The 24,825-nt window shown below is 46.9% G+C and carries 21 protein-coding genes; 13 read left to right on the top strand and 8 right to left on the bottom strand.

Annotated elements, in window-relative coordinates; translation table 11 throughout:
• Window positions 1-13: 13 nt before the first annotated feature.
• Entirely contained in the window at window positions 14-1,378 is a 1,365-nt protein-coding gene (locus BEL04_RS11745; protein ID WP_066003990.1) for an ATP-binding protein, read from the bottom strand.
• Window position 1,379: 1 nt separating this feature from the next.
• Window positions 1,380-2,060, bottom strand: coding sequence for a response regulator transcription factor (locus BEL04_RS11740; protein WP_066003989.1), 681 nt, complete (start codon window positions 2,058-2,060; stop codon window positions 1,380-1,382).
• 453 nt (window positions 2,061-2,513) lie between these two features.
• On the opposite strand from BEL04_RS11740, the gene BEL04_RS24760 reads away from it, so the two are divergent.
• The 8 genes from BEL04_RS24760 to BEL04_RS11705 all read left to right on the top strand — a co-directional run bounded on the left by BEL04_RS24760 (window position 2,514) and on the right by BEL04_RS11705 (window position 11,642).
• Window positions 2,514-2,591 carry a potassium-transporting ATPase subunit F gene (locus BEL04_RS24760; RefSeq protein ID WP_083227938.1) on the top strand — a complete coding sequence of 26 codons (78 nt, stop codon included), beginning with the start codon at window positions 2,514-2,516 and terminating at the stop codon, window positions 2,589-2,591.
• Window positions 2,592-2,616: 25 nt separating this feature from the next.
• Window positions 2,617-4,332 (top strand): potassium-transporting ATPase subunit KdpA, encoded by a 1,716-nt coding sequence (gene kdpA / locus BEL04_RS11735; protein WP_066003988.1) that lies wholly within the window; start codon window positions 2,617-2,619, stop codon window positions 4,330-4,332.
• Between the two features lie 82 nt (window positions 4,333-4,414).
• Window positions 4,415-6,442, top strand: a complete 2,028-nt coding sequence (gene kdpB, locus BEL04_RS11730) for a potassium-transporting ATPase subunit KdpB (RefSeq protein WP_066005213.1) — start codon at window positions 4,415-4,417, stop codon at window positions 6,440-6,442.
• 102 nt (window positions 6,443-6,544) lie between these two features.
• Entirely contained in the window at window positions 6,545-7,111 is a 567-nt protein-coding gene (locus BEL04_RS11725; protein ID WP_066003986.1) for a K(+)-transporting ATPase subunit C, read from the top strand.
• Between the two features lie 123 nt (window positions 7,112-7,234).
• Window positions 7,235-8,359 (top strand): histidine kinase, encoded by a 1,125-nt coding sequence (locus BEL04_RS11720; protein WP_066003982.1) that lies wholly within the window; start codon window positions 7,235-7,237, stop codon window positions 8,357-8,359.
• A gap of 2 nt (window positions 8,360-8,361) precedes the next feature.
• On the top strand, window positions 8,362-10,074 hold the full coding sequence (locus tag BEL04_RS11715; RefSeq protein WP_066003981.1) for an ATP-binding protein: 1,713 nt from the start codon (window positions 8,362-8,364) through the stop codon (window positions 10,072-10,074).
• A 32-nt stretch (window positions 10,075-10,106) separates the two neighbouring features.
• Window positions 10,107-10,286 (top strand): hypothetical protein, encoded by a 180-nt coding sequence (locus tag BEL04_RS11710; protein ID WP_066003980.1) that lies wholly within the window; start codon window positions 10,107-10,109, stop codon window positions 10,284-10,286.
• Between the two features lie 9 nt (window positions 10,287-10,295).
• Window positions 10,296-11,642: a sigma-54 dependent transcriptional regulator gene (locus tag BEL04_RS11705; protein ID WP_066003978.1), complete on the top strand. Its 1,347-nt coding sequence runs from the start codon at window positions 10,296-10,298 to the stop codon at window positions 11,640-11,642.
• A gap of 185 nt (window positions 11,643-11,827) precedes the next feature.
• On the opposite strand, the gene BEL04_RS11700 is transcribed toward BEL04_RS11705, so the two are convergent.
• From BEL04_RS11700 to BEL04_RS11685, 4 genes are all read right to left on the bottom strand, one after another.
• Entirely contained in the window at window positions 11,828-13,117 is a 1,290-nt protein-coding gene (locus tag BEL04_RS11700) for a leucine-rich repeat-containing protein kinase family protein (RefSeq protein ID WP_066003976.1), read from the bottom strand.
• A gap of 102 nt (window positions 13,118-13,219) precedes the next feature.
• On the bottom strand, window positions 13,220-14,833 hold the full coding sequence (locus tag BEL04_RS11695) for a Na+/H+ antiporter (RefSeq protein WP_066003974.1): 1,614 nt from the start codon (window positions 14,831-14,833) through the stop codon (window positions 13,220-13,222).
• Window positions 14,834-14,935: 102 nt separating this feature from the next.
• The gene (locus tag BEL04_RS11690; protein WP_066003972.1) at window positions 14,936-16,699 is read right to left on the bottom strand and encodes a hypothetical protein; all 1,764 of its coding nucleotides are present in this window, start codon (window positions 16,697-16,699) and stop codon (window positions 14,936-14,938) included.
• A gap of 154 nt (window positions 16,700-16,853) precedes the next feature.
• Complete coding sequence (locus BEL04_RS11685; protein WP_066003970.1) at window positions 16,854-18,386, bottom strand: hypothetical protein; 1,533 nt, start codon at window positions 18,384-18,386, stop codon at window positions 16,854-16,856.
• A gap of 350 nt (window positions 18,387-18,736) precedes the next feature.
• On the opposite strand from BEL04_RS11685, the gene BEL04_RS11680 reads away from it, so the two are divergent.
• The 5 genes from BEL04_RS11680 (at window position 18,737) to BEL04_RS11660 (ending at window position 22,151) form a co-directional block, all read left to right on the top strand.
• Window positions 18,737-19,330, top strand: coding sequence for a hypothetical protein (locus BEL04_RS11680; RefSeq protein WP_066003968.1), 594 nt, complete (start codon window positions 18,737-18,739; stop codon window positions 19,328-19,330).
• A gap of 18 nt (window positions 19,331-19,348) precedes the next feature.
• Window positions 19,349-20,005 carry a hypothetical protein gene (locus BEL04_RS11675; RefSeq protein ID WP_066003966.1) on the top strand — a complete coding sequence of 219 codons (657 nt, stop codon included), beginning with the start codon at window positions 19,349-19,351 and terminating at the stop codon, window positions 20,003-20,005.
• Window positions 20,006-20,031: 26 nt separating this feature from the next.
• Window positions 20,032-20,790, top strand: a complete 759-nt coding sequence (locus BEL04_RS11670; protein WP_175404067.1) for a sensor histidine kinase — start codon at window positions 20,032-20,034, stop codon at window positions 20,788-20,790.
• A 2-nt stretch (window positions 20,791-20,792) separates the two neighbouring features.
• The gene (locus BEL04_RS11665; RefSeq protein WP_066003961.1) at window positions 20,793-21,470 is read left to right on the top strand and encodes a response regulator transcription factor; all 678 of its coding nucleotides are present in this window, start codon (window positions 20,793-20,795) and stop codon (window positions 21,468-21,470) included.
• Window positions 21,471-21,533: 63 nt separating this feature from the next.
• The gene (locus BEL04_RS11660; protein ID WP_066003959.1) at window positions 21,534-22,151 is read left to right on the top strand and encodes a hypothetical protein; all 618 of its coding nucleotides are present in this window, start codon (window positions 21,534-21,536) and stop codon (window positions 22,149-22,151) included.
• 72 nt (window positions 22,152-22,223) lie between these two features.
• Here the strand turns inward: BEL04_RS11660 and BEL04_RS11655 are convergent, their stop codons facing one another.
• Together BEL04_RS11655 and BEL04_RS11650 are read right to left on the bottom strand one after the other, a co-directional pair.
• Window positions 22,224-22,967 (bottom strand): hypothetical protein, encoded by a 744-nt coding sequence (locus BEL04_RS11655; RefSeq protein WP_139113018.1) that lies wholly within the window; start codon window positions 22,965-22,967, stop codon window positions 22,224-22,226.
• 517 nt (window positions 22,968-23,484) lie between these two features.
• Window positions 23,485-24,678, bottom strand: a complete 1,194-nt coding sequence (locus BEL04_RS11650) for a hypothetical protein (protein WP_139113017.1) — start codon at window positions 24,676-24,678, stop codon at window positions 23,485-23,487.
• Between the last annotated feature and the right edge of the window lie 147 nt (window positions 24,679-24,825).

The following is a 24,825-nucleotide window of genomic DNA, read 5'->3' as shown; positions in this document are numbered from 1 at the left end:
GGGATTAGAATTTTTAAATGTTGTGTAAAAACTCTGTGGTGATGGTGGTGCCAACGCCTTCGGTAGACTGGATAGAAAGGGTACCGTTAAACAATTGGATGATCTTCTGTGTAACGAATAAGCCGATCCCGTTGCCAGCAAAATTGCGCGCGTTAGGGCTGCGGTAGAATGACGCGGTTACCTTGCCGATATCTTCGGCCGGGATACCGATACCCTGGTCGGCCACGCGGATACGGATGAGGTTCTCATCAGCGTACAAATCGCAGACAACCTGCTTTTGCCCTGAAAATTTAAAAGCGTTGCTCACCAGGTTATTCAAGGCAATGAACATGAGTTGCCGGTTGGCGGGCACGGTAAGCAGGGTTTCGTTTTCGGGCAGGCGTTCGATGTTCACTTTCAGCATACCTGCGCCCAGCTTGCTGTTCCAGATGTCGTGTATTTCCCACAATAATTCGTCCATACGTACCGGAGTTAAAGCTGCGCTGTTATAATCCACATCCACCTGCGCCAGTTCCATCAGGCCGGAGATGGTATCCATCAACCGCTCAGATTCTTCGAGCACCAGTTGCAGCGTCCTTTCGGTTTCTTCTTTACTGCGCTCTTTGCTCAGGGCCAGTTCTACTTCGCCGATAATGCTGGTTACAGGTGTGCGCAATTCGTGCGAAGCATTGGTGACATAGGTTTTCTGTAGTTCAAAATCGCTTTCCAGGTGCGCAAGCAGGCGGTTAAAATTGCGGGCCAGTTCGGTTATTTCATCCCGGTTGTTGCCCTCGTTAACCCGCACATTCAAATGCGATGATTTAATACGTTGCATTTGCTTCACCAGGTCGTTTAGCGGTGAGAGCGCCTGTGTGGCGAATATCCTGCTAACAAAATACAACAGGGCTCCGACTATAAAAAACACAACCAGGATGATCTGCAGCATCCGGTCCAAACGGCGCAGGCCATCGGTATCGAGAGCCGAAACCAGGATCACAAAATTACCCTGATTATCTTTGTAGTAAATCCCGACAACCTGGTTTTCGCCATCGGTATATTCCAGGTAACCGCGCCGCCTTACAGTTTCTATCGTCTTGCTGTCCCAATGGCCTTCTTCATCATGGATAAAGGCAGCGGCGTTCCGGCTGTCGTACAGGCGGATCACTTCGGACGGAAGGCTTTTCAGATAGCGCTCGCGAACGCGGTTCAGCGAGTCGGCCGTAATCTCATCGGCTTCCAGGTAAAGCTGTGCCGCTACGTTGGCGCGATCTTTCAGATGATTATAAAAATCATCCTTGATGAAAGAGTGAAACGAGAGGTAAATAGAAGTCAGCACAACAAGCAATACGCCAGAGCCTATCAGACTGAAATACAACGAAAGGCGGTTCTTGATCTTCACGTTAAAGCTCTGTTTTAAAGATATACCCTTTACCTATCACCGTATGAATATATTTACTGTCGAAACCTTTCTCCAGCTTATTGCGCAGATAGTTAACATAAACGTCGACTACGTTGGTACCCGTATCAAACTCAATACCCCAAACCGTTTTAGCTATCACCTGCCGCGATAGTATCTTATCGGCATTACGCATCAGCAACTCCAGCAGGGCAAACTCTTTGGTGGTGAGACTTATTTTTTTCCCCGCCCGTTCGGTAGTATTGTTATTGGTATTTAAAGTGATATCGCCGATCGTAATCATATTATCGGCATCATCTTTTCTTTTCCGTCTGAGCAGAGCCTCTATCCGCGCCAGTAATTCTTTAACATGAAAAGGCTTTACCATATAGTCGTCGGCACCGGTGTTAAGGCCTTTTACCTTATCGTCGATACCGCTGAGGGCGGTGAGCATGAGTATCGGTATATTTTTATCTTTTTGGCGGATGTACCTGCATACGTCAACACCGTTTACATGCGGCAGCAATACATCGAGGATGACCAGGTCGTACACCCTGGCCGGGAACTGCTTCACCGCCTCGGCGCCATCGCGGCTTACATCAACCTGGTAATTATTCTCTTCGAGCGCCTTTTCGATAAAAGCTGCTACCCGTTGTTCGTCTTCGATGAGTAAGATATGTGCCATAAGTTGGTGCAAACAAATATAATGAGTTATCGCATTGGATAAATTTTTCATCCTAACCTATCAATATCAACAAACCTTATCATTTTGATATGATTTAGATCATATCAAACACGGTTCAAAATCACTTTAAATTATTGATAATCAAATAATTTTATAACTCCTGCCGCTATTGGCATTTTCATTGGTGAGGCCTTTATCAAAATAACAACAATGAAAGAGCAAAACCTTAAATACACCACTAAAGAGAGGGTCGCCATCGTATTGGCATGGCTTTTTATGCTGGCAATACTTTATATGATATATCTCAAGGTAAAAATGCTCATCGCTTAGGTCAGGAACATAAAACCCTATCCATATGGACATCACACAAATCCTCATTTACTTATTACTGTTTATAGTCATTTTCTGGCTATTCTTCAGATCCGTTAACTACTTCGAAAAAATCTAACCGCTATGATCGCATTATTCATCGTAGCCGTAGCAGTGTTCTTCTACATGGTCTACGTGCTTTTAAAACCCGAAAAATTTTAACAACCCTTCAAAAAATTAAAACACCATGAATACAGCATACGCAGGTACTATCTTTATGTACGTGGCTACTGTAGCCCTCGCTATTCCGCTTGGCCGCTACATTGCCAAAGTATTTAAAGGCGAGAAAACCTGGTTCGATTTTATTGCGCCGCTTGAGCGTCTGATCTTCCGCCTAAGCGGTATTGACACCAAAAAAGAAATGAACTGGAAGCAGCATTTGATTGCGCTGCTATCCATCAATGTGCTTTGGTTATTCTATGCATTTTTTTGCCTGATGTTCCAAAACCATTTGCCTTTAAATCCCGACGGTAACCCAGGCCAAACGCCCGACCTGGCCTTTAACACGGCTATCAGCTTTATCACCAATACCAACCTGCAGGATTACTCGGGCGAAAGCGGAGCTACCTATTATACCCAATTATTTGTATTCACCTTTTTGCACTTTGTAAGCGCCGCAACCGGTATTGCAGCCATGATGGTGGTATTTAAAGCCATGAAAGATAAGGTTACCGATAAACTGGGTAATTTTTGGGATTTCTTCGTAAAATCCATCACCCGCATATTATTACCGATAAGCTTTGTTGTAGCCATAATTTTGGCTTTTAACGGTACACCAACCAGCTATAAGGGTAAGGATACTTATATCAGCATGCAGGGCGATACGGTGCATGTTTCGCGCGGGCCGGCAGCTGGCATGATCGCTATTAAACAAGTCGGCACCAATGGCGGCGGCTGGTATGGTGCCAACTCAGCGCACCCGCTCGAAAACCCTAATTACCTGACCAACATTGTCGAAAACATCAGTATCATCCTGATCCCGATAGCGCTGGTATTTGCACTGGGCTTTTATCTGGACAAAAAGAAACTGGCCTGGGTAATATTCGGTGTCATGACGCTCGGTTTTATGATCGCTGTTTTTCCGTCCATCAATGCCGAAGTTGGCGGCAACCCCGCCATTGCTCACCTGGGCATCAGCCAGCCGGGCGGCTCGATGGAAGGTAAAGAGGTGCGGTTCGGCGCGGCTGCCTCGGCTTACTGGGGCGTATGTACCACTGTTACCTCAAACGGTTCGGTAAATGCTATGCACGATAGCATGATGCCGGTATCGGGCATAGCCCAGATGTTTGATATGATGATCAACGCTTTTTACGGCGGCGTTGGTGTTGGCTACTTAAACTTCTACATCTTCATCATCATCGCGGTGTTTATATCGGGGTTGATGGTAGGGCGCACACCCGAGTTTATGGGGCGGAAGATCGAGGCCCGCGAAATGAAGATAGCTTCGCTGGTAGCCCTGCTGCACCCTTTTATGATATTGGTGAGCACCGCGATAGCATCCTACGTATTAGTACATTTCCCTAATATCAACTGGGCCGAAAAACCATCGGCGTGGTTAAATAACCCAAGCTTTCATGGTTTTTCGGAAATGCTGTACCAGTTTACATCAAGCTCGGCCAATAATGGCTCGGGTTATGAGGGGCTGGGCGATAACTCTATTTTCTGGAACGTATCTGCAGGCCTGGTTATGATCATCAGCAGGTTTTTACCGATCATCGGCCCTGTAGCTATTGCAGGTATACTGGCCAACAAAAAATTCGTTCCCGAAAGTGCCGGAACATTAAAAACGGATACAGGTACCTTTGGTGTCATGATCTTCGCGGTTATCATTATCATCGCCGCGTTGTCATTCTTCCCGTCGCTTGCCTTAGGTCCGATTGCTGAACATTTTTCTTTTAAATAATCATAAGACCATCATGAGCTTCAATAATTAAATAAACATGGCCCATGATAGCTTCATTGCCGTTAAAAAACAAATTATAGTAATGAAAACTCAAAATACACTATTCCAGGCCGAGCAGGTGAACGACGCACTAAAACAATCGTTCGTTAAACTTAACCCTCGCGTACTGATCAAAAACCCGGTGATGTTTACCGTTGAAATTGGCACCGTGGTGATGCTGATCGTGAGCATCTACTCATTTGCCAACAAAGGCCAGGGCAGCTTTGGCTATAACCTTACGGTATTTATTATCCTTTTGCTTACCGTACTGTTCGCCAACTTTGCCGAAGCAATTGCCGAAGCGCGTGGCAAGGCACAGGCCGAAAGTTTACGTAAAACCCGCGAAGAAACACCTGCGCGTTTGCTGGTTAACGGTAAAGAAACCCGTGTAATGTCGTCGCACCTAAAAAAAGGAGACATCTTCATCTGCGAAGCAGGCGATAACATCCCGACTGATGGTGAGATCATCGAAGGCATCGCCACAATTGACGAATCGGCCATTACGGGCGAATCTGCACCGGTTATCCGCGAGTCGGGCGGCGATAAATCATCGGTAACAGGCGGCACCAAAGTATTGTCCGACAGGATAAAAGTAATGGTGACCACCCAACCCGGCGAAAGCTTTCTGGATAAGATGATCGCACTGGTTGAAGGTGCTTCGCGCCAAAAAACACCTAACGAGATTGCATTGACCATTTTGCTGGCCGGCTTTACGCTCATATTTGTGATTGTTTGTGTTACACTGCAACCCTTTGCGGCCTATGCCAATACACCTATCACAATAGCCGCCTTCATCTCCTTGTTCGTTTGTTTGATCCCTACAACTATCGGTGGCTTATTATCGGCCATCGGTATTGCGGGGATGGACAGGGCGCTGCGTGCAAACGTAATTACCAAATCGGGTAAAGCTGTTGAAACCGCGGGCGACTTGGATACCTTATTGTTGGATAAAACAGGCACCATTACCATTGGTAACCGTAAAGCAACCCACTTTCATCCCGCCGACGGTGTTGATGTGCAGTTCTTTATCAGCACGTGTGTTTTAGGTTCGCTTGCGGACGAAACACCCGAAGGAAAATCCATTATTGAGCTTGCACAGGCCATTAACCCAATGGTATCGCTAAAAGTACCCGAAGGCTCGGTGTTCATCAAATTTACAGCCGAAACAAGGGCCAGCGGTTTGGATACCCCGGATGGCTTACGTATCCGTAAAGGAGCTTTCGATTCGATCCGTAACACAGCCACCAAAGCAGGTCATTTATTCCCTGCCGATGTAGAAGCAGAAGTTAAAAAGATAGCTTCGAATGGCGGTACACCGCTGGTAGTATCGGAGAACGAGCAGATCCTTGGTGTAATTGAGTTACAGGATATCATTAAACCCGGCATAGCCGAACGTTTTGAGCGCCTGCGTAAAATGGGTGTAAAAACAGTTATGGTTACAGGTGATAACCCTCTAACTGCCCGTTTCATCGCCGAAAAGGCTGGTGTGGACGATTTTATTGCAGAAGCAAAACCCGAGGATAAAATGAACTACATCAAGAAAGAGCAACAAGGCGGTAAACTGGTTGCCATGATGGGCGACGGTACAAACGATGCTCCGGCATTGGCCCAGGCCGATGTGGGTGTGGCCATGAACAGTGGTACACAAGCTGCCAAGGAAGCCGGCAATATGGTTGACCTGGATAACGACCCGACCAAGCTGATCGAGATCGTGGAGATAGGGAAGCAGTTATTGATGACCCGCGGCACATTAACAACCTTCTCTATCGCTAACGACGTGGCTAAGTATTTCGCCATCGTTCCGGCCCTGTTCATGGTATCGATACCAGCATTGGGAGCACTTAACATTATGAAGCTACATAGTCCCGAATCGGCTATCTTATCAGCGGTGATTTTCAACGCCATCATCATCCCATTGCTTATCCCGCTGGCCTTACGCGGTGTGGAATACAAACCGATAGGTGCCAGTGCGCTGTTACGCCGCAACCTGTTTATTTATGGCTTTGGCGGGGTAGTGATTCCATTCATCGGCATTAAGCTGATCGATATGTTGGTCGGAATACTGATATAGGAATAGTATTGCGATGGGCGTATTGCGTATTGCGACCAAAGCAAACTCTACATAATTACAGAAAATCTCAATACGCATATCGCAATACTCAATACTCGAAAAATGAAAACATATTTTTTGCCATCAATCAGGATCACCATCGTGCTGATCGTATTATGCGCAGGCCTGTATCCTTTATTAGTTGCGGCCGTAGGTAAATTAACTCCCGGCGGTGGCGATGGCGTTGCCGTTACCGTGAATGGAAAAGTAGTTGGTTATGCCAACGTGGGTCAAAAATTTACAAAAGACAAGTATTTTAACTCGCGCCCCTCGGCTGCCGATTATAAAGCCGATGCTTCGGCCGGTTCGAACAAGGGCCCGACCAACCCCGATTACCTGAAAGACGTTGAAAAACGCATCGACACTTTTTTGGTACATAACCCCGGCGTAAAACGCGCGGATATCCCTGCCGAACTGGTTACCGCTTCGGGCAGCGGCCTCGACCCAGACCTATCGCCCGCAGGCGCTAAGATACAGGCAGCGCGGATAGCCAGGGTGCGTGGTTTAGCTGTCGACAAAGTTTTGGCTTTGGTTGATGCTCACACCCAAAAACCTTTGTGGGGATTATTCGGCCCCGAAAAGGTGAATGTGCTGCAATTAAACGTAGCTTTAGATGAAGTGAAGCCATAACCATCACGTCATTGCGAGGCACGAAGCAATCTCTACGAATGCAGATCCGATTGAATGTATCGATCGTCCTATGTAGAGATTACTTCACTGTCGTTCGCAATGACGCTTTAGAGAAATATCCAAATGGATGAAAAAGAGCAATCGGGAGAGCATTTTCTCGAACTGATCAAGCGATCGAGGCGGGGAAAGTTCAAGATATATATCGGCATGAGCGCTGGCGTAGGTAAAACATACCGGATGCTGCAGGAGGCCCAGGCCTTGTTGCGCAATGGCATCGACGTAAAGATCGGTTATATCGAAACCCATAATCGCCGGGAAACCGTCGCCCTGTTAGAAGGATTGCCTGTCATCCCGCGCCGTAAACTGTTTTACAAAGGCAAGGAACTGGAGGAGATGGATTGCCAGGCCGTGATCAACCTGAGGCCCGAGGTGGTGGTGGTTGACGAGCTTGCGCACAGCAATATCGAAGGCAGCAAGAATGAGAAACGCTGGCAGGATGTGGTAGATATCCTTAACGCGGGCATTAACGTGATCAGCGCCGTAAACATCCAGCACCTCGAAAGCCTGAACGAAGAGGTTGAGAAGATAACCGGAACAGCAATCCGCGAACGCATCCCCGATAAGATGCTGCAATTGGCCGACGAGGTAGTGAACATCGATTTGACTGCCGATGAGCTGATAGACCGGCTGAAAGAAGGCAAGATATACGACGAAAAAAAAATACCCACCGCGCTGAATAACTTTTTCCAGACCGACCGTATTTTGCAACTGCGTGAGCTGGCTTTGAAAGAAGTTGCTCATCAGCTGGAGCGCAAAATCGATACCGAGATACCCAAAACCATCAAGTTGCGGCCCGAGATATTTTTGGCCTGCATCAGCACTAACGAGGATTCGGCCAAGATCATCATCCGCAAAACGGCCAGGCTGGCATCGTACTACCGCTCCAAATGGTACGTGATGTACGTGCAGACCAGTAGCGAGAACAGCGATAATATCCGGCTATCGGCACAACGCTTCCTTATCAACAACCTGAAACTGGCGACCGAATTGGGTGCCGAAGTTATTAAGGTAAAAACCAATAATATTGCAAAGGCTATTTGGGAAACGGCCGAGCAATATGAGATAACGACTATTTGTATCGGCAAGCCGCATTTTAAGTTTTACCAGCTGGTACTTAAAACCGCGGTGTTTACACAACTGCTTAATAAAATGAGCAAAACCAATATCGACCTTTTAATACTATCCTGACTATGAGCATTAAAAATAAACTACGCGCCGGCATAACCTTTTTGTTTTTGATGGCGCTTATAGCAGCCGGCCTCGCCGCCTACTATCTGAACCGCCTTTCGGCCGATTCGAAAGATATTTTGAAGGACAATTACCGAACTTTAATTTACACCAAAAATATCAGCGAGGCACTTGATAACGCTAACCGGACTTACACAGTCGCGACACAAACTGCCATCATTGAAAAAAACCTGATTGCCCAGGAACATAATATCACTGAACGCGGCGAACGTGAACTGACGGGCGACCTGCGTTTAAATTTTGAGCGTTATAAAACCGCACTCAGCCGTCACGAGCCAACATCAACCTATAGCAATACGATGAAGAATCTGCTGTATGGTATAATGCAGCTCAATATGGCAGCCATTGAGCGTAAGGATAAAACAGCGGCCAATACCGCCAATACCGCAGTCATTATCGTATCGTTCATCGGTTCGCTATGCTTCTTAATCGCCTTTACCTTTATGATCAACTTTCCGGGTTATATCGCCAACCCCATTGCCGAACTGACACAGGGCATCAAGGCAATAGCTGGCAAAGATTATAAGAAACGCATCGCGTTTTCGGCGAAAGACGAGTTTGGCGAACTGGCAGATGCTTTTAACCAGATGGCACGGCAACTGGATATTTACGAGAACAGCAGCCTGGCCAGTATCCTGCTCGAAAAAAAACGGATCGAAACCATCATTAACTCCATGCACGATGCCATTATCGGTTTGGATGATAAAATGTTCATTGTGTTTGTTAACAAGGTTGCCTGCAATTTGATGGGCATATCCGAAGAAAAACTGGTAGGTGAGTACGCCCCCGATATTGCGCTGGAGAACGACCTGCTGCGCAACATCCTGCACGCCGACCAGACGCGCATGAAGATATTTGCCGATAACCGCGAAAGCTATTTTACCCGCGAGGTACTGGATGTGGTTAACGAGAACACCAGTACCGGCAAGGTGATCATCCTGAAAAACATCACCGAGTTTCAGCAACTCGACGAAGCTAAAACCAATTTTATAGCTACAATCTCGCATGAACTGAAAACACCGATATCGGCTATCAAAATGAGCCTGAAATTATTGGAAGACGACCGTATAGGCGCCATTAACGCCGAGCAGAAACAGTTGTTGCAAAACATTGAGGACGATGCCCGCCGCCTGTTACAGATCACGGGCGAACTGCTGGATATGGCCCAGATCGAAACGGGCAAGATCCAACTGAACTTTGGCAGCACGCACCCGCAAAATATTGTAAATTATGCTGTGCAGGCTATCAGATTTATCGCCGATCAGAAAAATATCAGCATACAGGTTGACTGCCCCGATACGTTGCCCACGGTCAGGGCCGACCTGGATAAATCGACCTGGGTGCTGCTCAACCTGCTGTCGAACGCCATCAAATACAGTCCCGAAAAATCGACTGTCAAAGTCTCCGTTCAGCGGGCTTCGAATAACAGCATACAGTTTTCGGTTAAGGATCATGGCCAGGGCATCGACGCCCGATACCTGTCGCGCATATTTGAGCGGTATTTTAAAGTTCCGGGCGGCAGCCCCGATAAAACCGGGACGGGGCTCGGGCTGGCTATTGCCAAAGATTTTATAGAAGCGCAGGGTGGCAGCATTAATGTGGAGAGCGAGATTGGCGATGGCAGCAAATTCTATTTCCTGTTACCTGTGGGTTAGGTTAAGTCAGTTTACATTTAAATCAAATCAATATGCTTATCTTGTTAAAGATTGCTGCTATATTGGCCTTTATTATTGTACCGCTGGTGCCTCAAAAAAGAAAGATCGGGATTGACGACCATGAAGTTTCTGATCTTGTTGTAGATGAGGGCGGCGATATCCACAATAAAGACGAAGATAAAAACCAGAGGCTTAGCGCCCGAAAAAGATAAACAGCCCGCATGGCATCAAAAGGTAAATTACTGATTATTGATGACGAAGAACGTTTGCGAAAACTGCTTTGCCGCATTTTGCAATTGGAAGATTACGAAGTAGTAGAAGCCGCAAATGCAAAGGAAGGACTGCGTTATATGGATAATGACGCCATTGATGTGGTGATCAGCGATGTAAAGCTACCCGACCTGAACGGCATCGAGCTCACCAAAAAAATTAAAGAACAGCATCCGGAAACGGAAGTGATCGTGCTGACGGCTTATGGCACCATCAACGACGGGGTAATGGCCATCAAGAACGGCGCTTTCGATTATATTACCAAAGGCGACGATAACGAACTTATCATTCCGCTGGTAAGCAAGGCGATGGATAAGGCCGTATTGCAGCGCCGTGTGCTCAGCCTGGAAAGCAAGCTTAACAACAAATTCGGTTTTGAACGTATCATCGGTAATTCGCCTGCAACGCTGGCCGCTATTAAATTGGCCGAACGTGTTGCCGTTACCGATACCACCGTACTGCTGTTAGGCGAGACCGGAACGGGCAAGGAGGTTTTTGCCGAGGCGATACACCAGGCCAGCCCGCGCAAACTCAACCCTTTTGTGGCGGTAAATTGCAGCGCCTTTACTAAAGAACTATTGGAGAGCGAACTCTTCGGGCATAAAGCCGGGGCATTTACCGGTGCCGCAAGAGACAAACGCGGCCTCTTCGAGGAAGCCAACAGCGGCACTATCTTACTTGATGAAATAGGCGAACTGGACCACGATCTGCAGGCTAAACTGCTGCGCGTTTTAGAATCGCAGCAGTTTATCAAAGTTGGCGATACCAAAACTACCAAGGTTAACGTGCGGGTACTGGCTGCTACCAACCGCAATTTGCAGGATGAGGTGGCGAAAGGCAATTTCCGGTCGGACCTGTTTTACCGGCTTTCGGTTTTCCAGATTACCTTACCCGCCCTGCGCGAGCGGAAGAAAGATATCGGCCCGCTGGCTAAAAACTTTATCCAATATTTTGCCGGCAAGGTGAATAAAAAGGTAACCGGATTTACACCGGATTTTTTACATCAGTTAGAAAAATACGACTGGCCCGGCAACGTGCGCGAATTGAAGAACATTATTGAGCGGGCCATTATTTTATGCGACGGGCACGAGCTGGATGCGAGTTTACTGCCTTACGAGTTTGAGCATCATACCAAAACCTCACCGGCTAACGCGTCATTCGATCTGGCTTCGGTCGAGAAATTCCATATTCAGCGCATCCTCAAACATACCGAGGGCAACAAAGCCGAAGCGGCACGGCTACTCAACATCGGTATAGCTACGCTCTATAGAAAACTGAATGAATATAAATTAGAGTGATGGAGTAAAACTAAAAACCATGTCATTTCGACGAACAGAGATGGGCTGCGCGCAGGTGTGAGGAGAAATCTTCTTCGAAATGCACAACACCTTACTAATCGCAGAAGATTTCTCAGTCGCGCAACCACGCGTTCCTTCCCCCGCTCTTTCGAAATGACACGGTTTTTGTTTTGAGCTTCCTGTCTTCAGCTAAGCAAAGCGATCTCACTGTCCAACCAACTAAAATCCGGCCTTGCAGCAACTTCCGGATCAACACAGATATCACTCAACTCACGCAGCCTTTTCAATGCTGCATGTCCGGGATCGGTACATAAGCAGATCAAATCATCCAATAAGTGGCCAAAAGCGCTTACTTCAAGCCGTTCGAGGGCCTGCGCCATCCTGGTATCCTGCCTGTCATAAAAACAAGCGGCGCCAAAATCACCGAAAAGCGTATTGCCTTCATCATCTATCAGTGTATTGTGCGCATACAGGTCGGCATGCATAATGCCTTTGCTGTGCAGATGTGCCACCAGCGAAGCAATCGTACCCGCAATCTTCAATGCCTGGCCGGCTGAAATTTTCAAATCTTTATCAAAAACATCGCGCGTACAGCTTTCAAAACTCGGGGTAATGCCTAAATTGAAAAAACGCTGCGGTATTAATTCCATAACCAAACCCTTCTTATCCTCGGGATGCCCGGCAATCTGCCCACGCAGCTGTACCAGGCCCGGGTGCGCACCCGCAACAATATAAGCATGCATCTCATCCTCGGGCAAACCATCGCTGGTTACAGCGCCTTTGAATATCTTTACCGCAATCTCGTCATCGCCCATTTTGGCTTTGGAGATGATACCCGAAGCACCTTCGCCCAATTGCTTATCTATTTGCAAAGCATCCCAGCTGATAAATCCGATCGCCTCGGCCTGTGGCTTTATGTTAAACAAGTTACCCGAAAATGCCAGCCAGGATAATTTAGGCATATCAAGCAGCCAGACCGGCAAGCCTGTTAAACGGTTGGCCGCTATGCGCAGTAACGATAGATTCCGACACCGGCTCAATTCTTCGGGCAGGCTCGTAAGCCTATTCCCGGCAAGCATCAGCTTTTGCATCCGGTGGCAATTACCTATTTCGGCAGGTATTTCTTCGATGCGGTTATTGGTAAGTATCAGCCAGCGAATATTGGGATTAAGCGCTCTGGCCGGTATCTCACTGATCAGGTTCGATTTAAAGCCCACGATATCCAGGCTTGGCAGGTCAGCCAGAACTTCAGGAAGTTTGGTAAATAAGTTCTCTGAGCAGAACAGTATCTTCAATCTTTTGAGACGGCCCAGGTCGCCCGGCAAGGAGTTCAATTGGTTGCGCGACAAGTCGAGTATCTCGAGCGTAGCGGCCAGTTCGAATATCTCGCGCGGAAATTCAGTCAGCCTTTCCGAAAGTTTAAGTGATGTAGCGCCCTGGTATTTCCCTTCGCGCAGTTGTTGTAAAGTTTGCATAGCTTGCCGCCAAAATAACAAATTTGCAGAGAGCACCGGTAGTTATAAACAGGACATTCTTTTTTTTGATGCCGAAAAAACATCATCTGCATTGCTGAACATCTAATTATCGGCTTCAAAATGCTGCCGGAGTTTTTCTTCTTCCAGGTCGAGCAGTTCAAATTGATGTTTGACCAATTCATCGCTGATATTCTCTTTTTTATTGAGTTCGAGCAACAAAGCACGTTGCTCCTGCAGTAAATGCGCCATAATTTTGCGGTAGTCTTTATAATATGCTTCAGCGCGCTCTTCGGGCCCGTCTTTATCCCAATCTTTCAGCAATTCCATATCAGCATTGTAGCGCAATATCAGCCCCTTTACCATGTTATTGGTTTTAGCCTCTCCACTGTAGGTTTCATCTAATATTTTCAAGCTCAGATGTGCCAGTTTTTTGCGTACCAGCTGGCGTTGCTGTTCAATGGTCAGGATGAGATCGGGGTCGGGCATGTTGATCCACCTCACTATCGTCGACAGTGTTAAACCCTGCAGCACCAGTGTAACCAGTATCACCGTAAAGGTGATAAACAATATCATATCGCGGTTGGGGAATGGCTGCCCATTGTTCAGCATCAACGGTACACTCAAAGCAGCTGCCAGCGATACCACGCCCCGCATACCCGTCCAGCCGAGCATAGCAGGCGCTTTCCATCCGGGGCTGGGGTCGGCCACCGTAATAATATGGCTCATCACCATCGTAATAATGGTAGCTCCGTACGTCGATACAAAACGTGTTACGATCAATACCCCGGTAATGATCAGGCTATAGGTAACTGCCGGTGCCAGGCCGCCGGCACCCAGGCCGTTGATCACAACCGGGAACTCCAATCCTATCAAAATAAAAACCACGCCGTTCAGAATAAAGGCCACGGCTTCCCAAACATTAATGCCCTGCAGGCGGCTGCGGTATGAGAGGAACTCGTGCCGCCGGGCCGACAGGAAAAGCCCGCCGCTTACCACAGCCAGCACTCCCGAAAAATGGAACTCTTCGGCTGCCATATACATGGCATAAGGCGTAATAAAAGTAAGCACCACATCCATATTGGTGGTGGTAGGCAGCCAGCGGTGTACGGCATAAAACACAAGCGCCACAGCTATGCCGATAGCAATGCCCATAACTATAACCAGTACAAAATCAACCGCAGCGGCCTTGAAAACAAACGAACCCGTAAGCACTGCCGCCAACGCAAAACGGAATACCACCAAACTTGATGCATCGTTCAGCAAACTTTCGCCTTCAACAATAGTGACAAAACGCTTGGGTACTTTGATATTTTTTAAGATGGCGCTGGCCGATACGGCGTCGGGCGGCGAAACGATACCGCCCAATAAAAAACCGGTAGCGAGAGTAAAACCGGGTATAATAGCCGCCGATACAAACGCCACAACGCACGAGGTGATGATTACTACCGGGAAAGCAAAGCTGCTGATCACCCGGCGCCATTTCCAAAGATCCTTCCACGAAGTATTCCAGGCAGCTTCGTAAAGCAGTGGCGGTAAAAAAATCACAAAAATCAAATCGGGTTCTATCTGGATACCCCGCAAAAATGGCACAAAACCCAGCGGCAGACCTGCCAGCACGAGTAATATGGGATAGGCAACCCTGATCTTCTGGGCCAACATAACCACAAACAGGATAATGACCAATAAACAGGAGTATTGTATGACGGCGTGATGCATGCACTAAAATACAATAAATACCTCGCTATTATTATATAGATAAGCGCGGGATCTTCCTTTGTAAAGAAAACCCGCGCTTAAAAATTGATTACGTCCTGATGTTTATGGGAGAACATTACAACTGCCACCCCAGGAAACATTGTTATCTATGACGATCCCATCCTGTAGGTCTGTAACAGCAACATCGCAACATAAAGCCCAACCGCTTGGATTTAGAATGTATAATTCGAGCTGCTGGCATACACTCACGCTTGTCGACGAGGGCGTATCTGCAGTACCGGCGGGCAGACTGGCTAAAACAGTGCCAAGCTGAACAACGTCAAGACCGACTGTTGCATAATTATTAACCGTAACGGTAATATTAGGAGCCGGGTTTGGCAACAATGCCGGATCGAAATTCGATGGCGGATTGGTTATAGCAGTAGCCGGGAGCGGCGGAAGGGATATCCCTTCGCATATCGCAAACTGTGCTGCTAAATTCGGAGCACCACCCCAGGTAGTTTGCGTAAGCGGTGCCGACGCAAGCTGGTTGTAAAGACCGAAATAGGCTCCCTTTTCAAAAAACTGAAACGCAACCTGGCCCGATAACTGGCTGTACAGATTTGAAGCCTGTAAAACGTGGGATACAATTTTCCAATCCCTGGTGAGTGGCGGTTGACCTGGGGTAGGGAAAGTAAGCCCTCCTGATTCGGTCAGAAATACCGGTACAGGGAGCAATTGCACTTCTTGCGCCAAACCATCATATGATTGCATTGGTCCGCCGTTAACATAACGGTAGCTGTTGATGCCGATGTAATCGGCCCTTGATGCCTCATCGCCGCTGGCATAAAATTCAGCAACAACATCGGTTCCAATCAACCCGGGGTTAGGTAACGAAGCCTGCGGGCCATCCTGCATAGCCATACCGACAGGCACAGCCCGGTAATTTTGAGCCGTCATGTAAGCTTTCATATCCCTGATGAAGGATTTCATTACCGCAGCACACGAGTTTTCTAATGCAACAGTAGCGGCTACGTTATCATTTAGCTGGGTATACATTTCTCCCGGAAAAATAACTTCGTTGCCTACCGAAAATGCGAGCGTGTTATGATATTTCTGAAAGGCATCGATAACGCGTGTGCCACGCTGGTATAACGATAATGAATATGCCGGGTTCATCCTGTTAACGCAAATTTCGGGTGTTACCAGTTCAACCATTACATAAATGCCATTGGTAGCAAGCAGGCGCATAACCCGGTCGTGCGACAGGGTGGAATCGACCTGGTAAACCCTGATGGTGTTGACATTCAAATAAACCAGTTGTGGTATAACGGCCGTAGCCATGTAGTTCAGGTTAACATCGGCCAGCAGATCGGTCGTGTTGTTGATGGCGGTATCTGCAGATAAGGCTACACCATTCACCATAAAGCGGTTGCCAAATGAGCTGATAAAACATTTACCCTGGGTTGCGATAGGTGTTATATTAAAATCGAGGCTACCGTTATTGTTTGAAATATCAGTGACTATAGCACCATTTACTGCCGGGTAAATTAATGGGGCAGATTGCACCAAATCACCGCTTGCCGTTTCGCACTCGGCATTTAACGTAATAGTGATGTTCTGGCCGCTAACCTGGTAACTGCCCGCTGGCACGTAAATGCCTAACTGGTTGTCGGCGTTAGGTGCCGATCCGTTCCCAGGTATAATGGATAGGGCTCCGTTACTGATAGCAATATCGCCTATCGTATTGGTTTGCTGTGCGGTGTAAGTTAAAGGGGTACAATTAACTAAACTGCCATTTTGCTCAATTTGAGCATTAATGGTTACTGAAATATTGCTACTGGTAAGCTGGTAACTACCAGCTGGTAAATATTGATTTTGACTCATGGGGATAAAGGTTTAGATATTTTTAATCTTAAGGTTTTTTAGGTCACCGTATGTTTAAGTTAATAGGTTATCTTTTTTCGGCTCATCCAAACCTGCAGAGCCCCTTCTTTCGAAAAAAGCCCTGCAGGGAAAGAAGTTTAAAACAACGATCCTGTTATTTAGCGCCTGGCCAGGTAAGCGAAGCGCCGATTACAAAGGCGGTTTGATCGTTTGAAGGCAATGAGCTTGGGAACGATGGGGGCGCCATAGTAATGGTAATCGAGTTACTTGAGTAATCAGATACATGGGAAGTGTAAGTGCTTGTTGAACTGCCACCGCCAAAATCGATACCCAAAAAGTCGACACCCCATGATGTAGTGGTTGTGAAAATCTGGTTTATCTCGTCGGCATTTATCGTGGTAAAGGTTAACTCCATTGCCGGCAGTTGCGAGATAAACAGGTTATTCAATACACCGAAGTTGCCGTCCTGGTTAAAATTGTATGCGCTTGGCGGCATGTAAGGGCCAGAAACCGCCGAATTGTAATTTACGGCCTGGCTCAAAATGCTTGGCAGCCACCAGCCAGCGCTTGTTGAGATGTTATAGGCGCTCGGCACCATGCTGATATTGGTTACACCGTTAAAAGTCATGGTTACGTCGAGCTGGGTGATATTTTCAGTTATGGTCGACAGATCGTAGCTGGCCGAAGTGCTGGCATTTATGCCGAAAAAACCAACACCCACAGAAACGCCGGCACCACCGTTCACACTAACATTGCAGGTTGAGTTATCAATGTCTGTTACCGTCAAGCGGACGGTAAAGCTGCTTCCTGTTTCCAATCCGGTTGTGATGGTTGCAGCCGGCGGGTTTAATATCCATTGGGGTTCGCAGCTCGATACCGGGCCGTTATCGTCAACCAAAGCCATCCAGCCGGCAGGCGTCGGGTTACTGGTCGAATAGTTAACGGGCCCCTGGATGTTTTTCAGCACGTTCGACAACTCCGACACAACAGCCTGCTGTGCACCGATAATGGCGTTGGCCGCCCCCATTTTATTAACGATCGCGATCAGTTGTTTGATCAATTGTGCTGCACCCGGCGGCGCGTACGGAAGCAAAGCGGCGGGGTTTGGAGATTGGAAAAAGGTAGTATAGCTAACCGGCGGCATTGTTGAACCCGATGGTTGCGACCAATCTAACATCTGCTGCAGCACATAATTATACTGAGCCTGTGTTGTACCTGCGGGCACGGTCGAGTACCCGCCGTTGATGTAGTTGCTTACCAGTGTAGCCATATCGCCGGTGTTGTTCAGGTAAGCCTGGTTAACAGTAGCCTGGTCGGTTGACGACAACACGTAAGAAATGGCAGAAAACGCATTGTAAAGCGCGGTGTTTAAGCCATCGCCATTGGTGTAGTAGTTGTTGTTGATTTGATTGTAGGCAAAAAGGTTGTTGATGTAGTTCCAGGTGTAGGCATTAAAAAACGAACCGTTTTGCCAGTAAAAGTGTATCGGCCCGAGCGAATCGGTGCTCACCGGCAGCCAGGTGGTTCCCTGCGAAATGGTTTGGATAATAGGATTTGCGGCCGAATACGTGGCGGCCTGGAAATCGGCCATTAAAGAGTCAAACGGGCCGACACCCAGTGAAGCAGCCCTGAAATGTTTGGCTGCGCTTTTTCTTTTTGGCGCAGGTGAAAGTGTTGCAGTACTCATGATTTGTTCGATTTAAATTGTCCTACTCATCAGGCTTTTCGGATTTCGCCCCTGTAATGATCCCCTCTACAGGCAGGCCCGTTTTTTTTAGTGGTAGCTGGACTCCACCCGTAAAAGCTTTTAGCACTACAAATTTGGATCATCGAACAACACGGATTCAGAGCAATAATACGGGTTGTGCGGAACAGGTATTTATACCTGTTTTTAAAATATTACGAGTATTAATACCTGCCCTATCAAAAAAATATCAAACATTAATACCTAATTTCGACTAACAAATAAATACCCAACGACGTAAAAACCTGCTTATCAACATTATTAAAATATCAAACCCCTAAAATCTATGTAAAATGAAAAAGATCACAATAAGCCTGTTCAAGTTCGTATCAGTTATCATTATAGCTTGCGTATTTGGTTTTATTATCGGCTCGATAGGCCTTTGCCGGTTGTTTCATACCGGCTGCCCTGCCCCTGTTAACCCAGTAGACTCCGTAAACATGCACGATTTTGTACCCAGATCAACGGCGCATAAATGGACGAAATCGTACGATTCGTTATGGACAATTATGGGCAATGGGGTGCCGGTACCGCTCAAATACTTTACTGTAAGATCACAGGACCTGTTATGTGCAATGGGCATAGATACGGCCTGGCAATATCAAACTGCGCACCGTTATATCCGCTTAACCATCGGTTACTCCGACTCGCTAAAGCAATTAAAAGCTTACATACAACCCGTTGTAGATGCCGATATTACCAGTAAGAGCAGTCCTTTCCCCGCCGGCAGGGCCTTATTCTTTAATAAAAAAGGCCAGATAGTTGATTCGCTTGGTAATCGGATCGACAAAAACGGCCATATAATCCAAAGCAACAGCATGCCTGACAGTTTAGCGCTGTTTGTCGGCGATCTGAACACCCCGTGCCCGGCTACCTGCGGTAACTGATCAAAACAACAATAAAAAATGAGCATCACTAAAGCCATATTAATAGCATCGGATATCCCGGTGCTATTGGTGTTTTTTTTCATGATCGCCCGCTATCGTTACCTCGAAAACACGTTAAAAGTGTTCTGGTGGTTCATCATGTGTTCGGCCATTGTGCAAATCATAGCGTTGGTTTTATGGTTATTGCAAAAAAATAACCTGCCCTTACTGCATTTTTACGTCCCTGTGGGTTTCGCACTGCTGGTCTGGTATTATAAAATGGTGTTAGCCAAACTGATAACTAAAAGGGTGATCAATGCAGTTATCTTATTATTTGTTTGTTTTTCGATCGTTAACTCTATTTTCTTCCAGGGTATTTTTATATTCAACTCTAATGCTTTAACTGTCGAATCTATCCTGTTGATTATTCTTTCGATATTTACCTTTATTGTATTGTTAAACCAGGAAATGCATGCCATACCGCAGTCTGTAAAGCAAAGCTTAAGCTGGATAAATTCGGGCGTACTTATTTATTACGCATCCACTCTATTGCTGTTTTATTTTGCGAATTATTGTGCGCGGCATTATTCAGTAAACATTAACACTTACGACTGGCTGTTTCATTCGGCCGCATCGATCACTATGTACATTTGTTTTTTTGTTGGTATATGGAAGCAGGTAAAGGAATATCGTTAGTAGATATTATTATACCTTTTACAATTGTGCTTTTCGTTATCGCGGTGGGCGTGGTATTATTGTACGTAAATTTTCAGAAAAACCTGTACCGGCAGCAACTGGATAAAGCGGCGTTAAAATCGAGCCAACAGGAAGATCTGCTCCGGAACAGCATCCAGGTACAGGAAGAAGAGCGGAAACGCGTGGCGTCCGATCTGCACGACGAATTGGGCGCCGTGATTTCGATCATCCGAATGAACCTCGTTTTAATACAACAAAAGGTAAAGAAACAGGAGGACGCTGCTCCTGGGATGGAATCGGCCATCGAGGGGCTGATCAGTTTATCAGAAAGCGGCATATCCAGCGTGCGCAACATCAGCCACCAGTTAATGCCGCCGCAACTGGAGTTGTTCGGCCTGATCAAAACCCTGGAGCGTTTTGCCGAAACGATCAATGCATCCGGAAAAATAGATATCTGTTTATCGGTAAAAAACGAGCTCCCCGAGATGGATTGGCCCGTTACCCTGGGTTTATACCGCATTAGCATGGAGCTCATCAATAACACGATAAAACATGCAGGCGCCAAAAAAATAACGATGGAATTTGATTACGACAACCATCAACTGATGCTCAATTTTAAGGATGACGGCAAAGGGCTGGATACCAACGGCGACAGCACCGCAGGCATGGGTTTTAAAAATATGGAGATCAGGATAAGCGCCTTAAAAGGAAATATTGCGTATGGTAACAATGCCGAAGGCGCCGGTTTTACGGCGGCGGTTAAAATACCTTTTAATATTGATTAACGATGGAAACCACAAGTGCGATTAATATTGGGATAGTTGAGGACCAGGTACTTTTCAGGGAAGGCGTTAAAGCGATATTAAATAACTGGGATAACTTTAACGTTGTTTTTGAAAGTGCCGACGGCCACTCGGTGATAGAAAAACTGGGTAAAACCACAGTTTTGCCCGATGTCATGCTTGTCGACCTGTCGCTACCGCCTAAGGACAGAAAAGAGTTTAGCGGGCTGCATGTAACCCTGGCGCTGGCCGAATTATACCCCGACATGAAAGTGCTCATCCTCTCGGTGCACGATGATGAAAATTTTATTACCGAACTGGTAAAACATGGCGCACACGGTTACCTGGTGAAAGACAGCGACCCACAGGAACTGCACGATGCCATTGTTTCCGTGCATACCCTTGGTTCGTACATCAATGCCCGTACGCTCAAGGCCATACAGAGCAGCATGGGCCGGAAAGTAAAAGCCAAAAAACTGCTGGTGAATATTTCGCCGCGCGAAGAAGAGATATTGCGGCTCACCTGCCAGCAGCTCACCGCCGAAGAAATTGCCGAAAAATTATTTATCAGCGTAAAAACGGTTAACGGGCACCGTAATAACCTCTTAATTAAAACAGGTTCGCGCAATGTTACGGGGCTGGTCATCTATGCCATCAAAAACGATATTGTAAGTATAATATAATACCTTACACATAATGGGTTTAATAAATAACGTATTTTTATAATACAATTTAAACCTGGCAACATGAATATTCTTCTTAACTTCATCAATAACTCCATTGACAACGGTGCCCCTTCCATCGTTATCTTTCAAAAAAACATGGCAGCCGGTTTTGACGAATTGGCCGTCGCCTGGAAGGTACTCGAATATGTGGGGCAAGGCGATAACCATCCGTTTACGTTTCCGATGGACATGCAGATAGGTGCAAGCGATAGCTGGGGCAACTATATGCCGCAATTAAATGCCAGCAATGGGCAACTTTTCCAGGTCACATTAACGGCTTCAGGTGATAGATTAAGCTATGCGGGACCGGCTACTTCGGCAAAAGAGGTTCAGTTTCGGAACGGCCTGGCACAAGGCGCCATCAACGCATGCATTTATAAAAGCGGGCGGTTACTGGCCGTAAAGAACGGTATAGCGCCAAACCAGCAAGCCGCTTTTGAGTTTAAACCCACCATCTGGATAGGCGTTGCAAGCCAGGTAGTGCAGGGCGAAGTAATGAACTCGGCGATCATATCAAACATTAATACCGAGCTATCATTATTGGGTGTCAAAAGCGCCGATATCGTGATGACCGGCGGCGGGCCGGGACCTTCATCAACACCTTATAAGTTTAGCTTAAATAATGTGGTGATGGCGTAGACATTCGCAAAATAATCAAACAAAAAAGCCCCTATCGGGGCCCTTTTAACAACATTCAATTAACAGACAAAGTTACGAGCGCGTACAGTTACCATTAACCAGGTTAACTACATAGGCTGTTCCGTTTACCACCAGGTTGGCCTGGTTGTTACCCGTAAAGGTAATGGTGCCGTTAAAGCTGAACGAACCGTTGTTGCTGGTGCCGCTCAGGGTAAAAGTAGCACTGCCCGAAGCAATAGTACTGCCACCTTTCGGGATAGAAAGGCTGGTTACTGTAATATCCACATTGCTGCTGCCTTTGCGCATATTGCCTGTTTTTTGTGTAAAGCTGCCGGTACGTTTATACTCGCCGTTAACGCTGTAAGCAGTACTGCTTTGCGCCAGGCCGCCTACGTTAAAGGTTAATGTACCCGAGTCGGTGCTGGTCAGGCTGGGCCCGTCGTACGAGCCGGTGCTGGTTGCGTTGCCGCTCACATTGTCGGGCACGTTGTTTACGCAGTTAAGCGTATAAGTGTAGTTAAAGCTATAGCTGTAGGTAACCGATGCGCCCTGCGGGCTCTGACGGTTAAAGCTATAGGTTTTGGTGCCGCCGCAACCGGGGTTGGCATTAAAGGTAAGCTGCGCATTGGCGGTAACATCAACCGATGCGCCGGCCATACCGCCCGAACCTGATGACACAGAATTGGCCATGATGTTGGCCGCATCGTCGGTAGATATTGATGCGTCGACCGTACTGCCGTTATTTGATTTGGAGCACGCGCCTACAGCCAGTAGCAACACTATGGCAGGTAGTTTAAGAAAGTTAGTCGTTTTCATAATAAGTAAATAATTTAGTATACAGTTAAGTACCTGCAAAAACCGTGCGGGTTTACCGCCCTGTACAATTCGCTCCACCCGGCTACCTGCAAATGCCGGATTGTGCTTGCTTTTACAACAATTCACCATAATGGCGGATATTTCGGAATGCGCAAAGCCCGATATATTTTTTGGAATTATCCTTCCATCTCTGCCCATTTTTTGCTACATTGCAGGTAGAGCTGAAAGCGCAAAGCAGAAAGCCCGAAGGCTGAAATAAATCTTACTTTATCCCCCCTGTTTGGGAAAATGACCGAAGATCTGAGCGACTGAAAGGCTTAATGGTTTAATGGGACTTGTACAGCGGCTCTGTAAAGCGTAGCGATTTCTTAGTGACTTGCAATAATGCGCTAAGAAATCACATCCGAAAAAATTAATAATAGAAATATTACTAAGCGGAATAAAATTTATACAAGAAGTATTTTGGATCTGGTTTGAGAATGGCGCTTGGATAGTATTGCAGGTGTTTCCGATACGCCTACTCCCCTACGATCCATTTGCCGGCCACCTGGCCGCGTGTCCTGTCCAAAAGCGCGGCGATGTTATAGCTCAGGAAGCCGGAGAGTGCTTTTAAGCGGGCCGCACGCTTTACATTGTCTACATTGCGCACGTATCTGTCTTTATGCGCCTGAACGGCTAAAGCTTCAACCCGTTCCAGGTCATCCGCACTTATCTCGGGGGTTGCAAATTTGGCCTTATTCGCCGCGGTTTTGCCAACGGCCTTGGCTTCTTCGTTAATGAAGTTAGTGTAGGTTTCGTCGTCGTGATCGTCGGCAATACGCTCTCCGCGCTCGTCGTCGTTCCTGAGGCCCATAACGGTTTCGTACTGCCCCCTTCGCGTATCAAACGCACCCTGTTTGCCTGCTTGCGGTATCCCGCCAAAAAAATCATAAGCACCCATTGCTGAGTATGCAGGCGTGAGTACATTAACCGTTGCTAAACCCATCTGGCCTGCAAATCTTGCAAACTCGTGCATCAGCACCGATCCGATCCCCAGGCCTTCGGGCTGTGCTTCAAAATGTTTTAAATCGATACTGGCACGAGTAAGATCGTATTGTATATGTCCTGCTATTTGAGGGTTCGCACTTAAAACGTTGAGCTTATCCCCTTGCTTGGCCACGGTGAACGATACATCACCCCTTGTTCTTGAGGTATATGTGGTTCCGGCGGTAGCATATTGCCGAACGTTTTGAGCAAACAGCAGTTCAGCCCGTTCGGTGACTATCAGCCCTTCCAGGCCGGGCAGCGCGCCGCGTATGCCCACTACCCTGGCAGTTGTATCATTTTTGTGCCCTTCTTTCCAAGTGGCGATAAGCGTTGTCATCAAGTCCAGCTTCCGGCCGCGTGCTGCATAATCATCTTCGGGCAGTACTTTATATTCATTTATCGCTTTCACTATTTTCTTCCAGGTACTGAAATATCCGGGCTGATGTAGTATCACCGCTGCTATAGTGGCCGAAGCCGCCCAGTCTGCCGGTTTCATTTGTGTTACCGCAGCGGCGCTGTTATCACCTTGTAGCTGCTCACTTTCTTCTGCTCTTTGCAACAGGCTGTCCTGCGCTTTGGTCTTTTGCTGTAGCACAGGCACAGCCGGTAATGATTTTGCACCTGTTGCTGCTGTGTGTGCTGCACGCGATGGCACACTTACGTTTATACGGCTTTCATGAAGCATGGCATTGATGTGATATGTAAATATAATAACATTCACTTATCATATTTTATAAACACGATATTTTCAGAACAAATAAAAGCGTTGTAGACACACACTGTTAATACATGCAAAGAAGATCACAACACTATATTTAGATAACCGGCAAAG

The organism is Mucilaginibacter sp. PPCGB 2223 (assembly GCF_001705515.1).
GTDB lineage: Bacteria > Bacteroidota > Bacteroidia > Sphingobacteriales > Sphingobacteriaceae > Mucilaginibacter.
The sequence above is the reverse complement of the archived record's forward strand: the minus strand, read 5'-3'. Positions and strand labels throughout refer to the sequence as shown.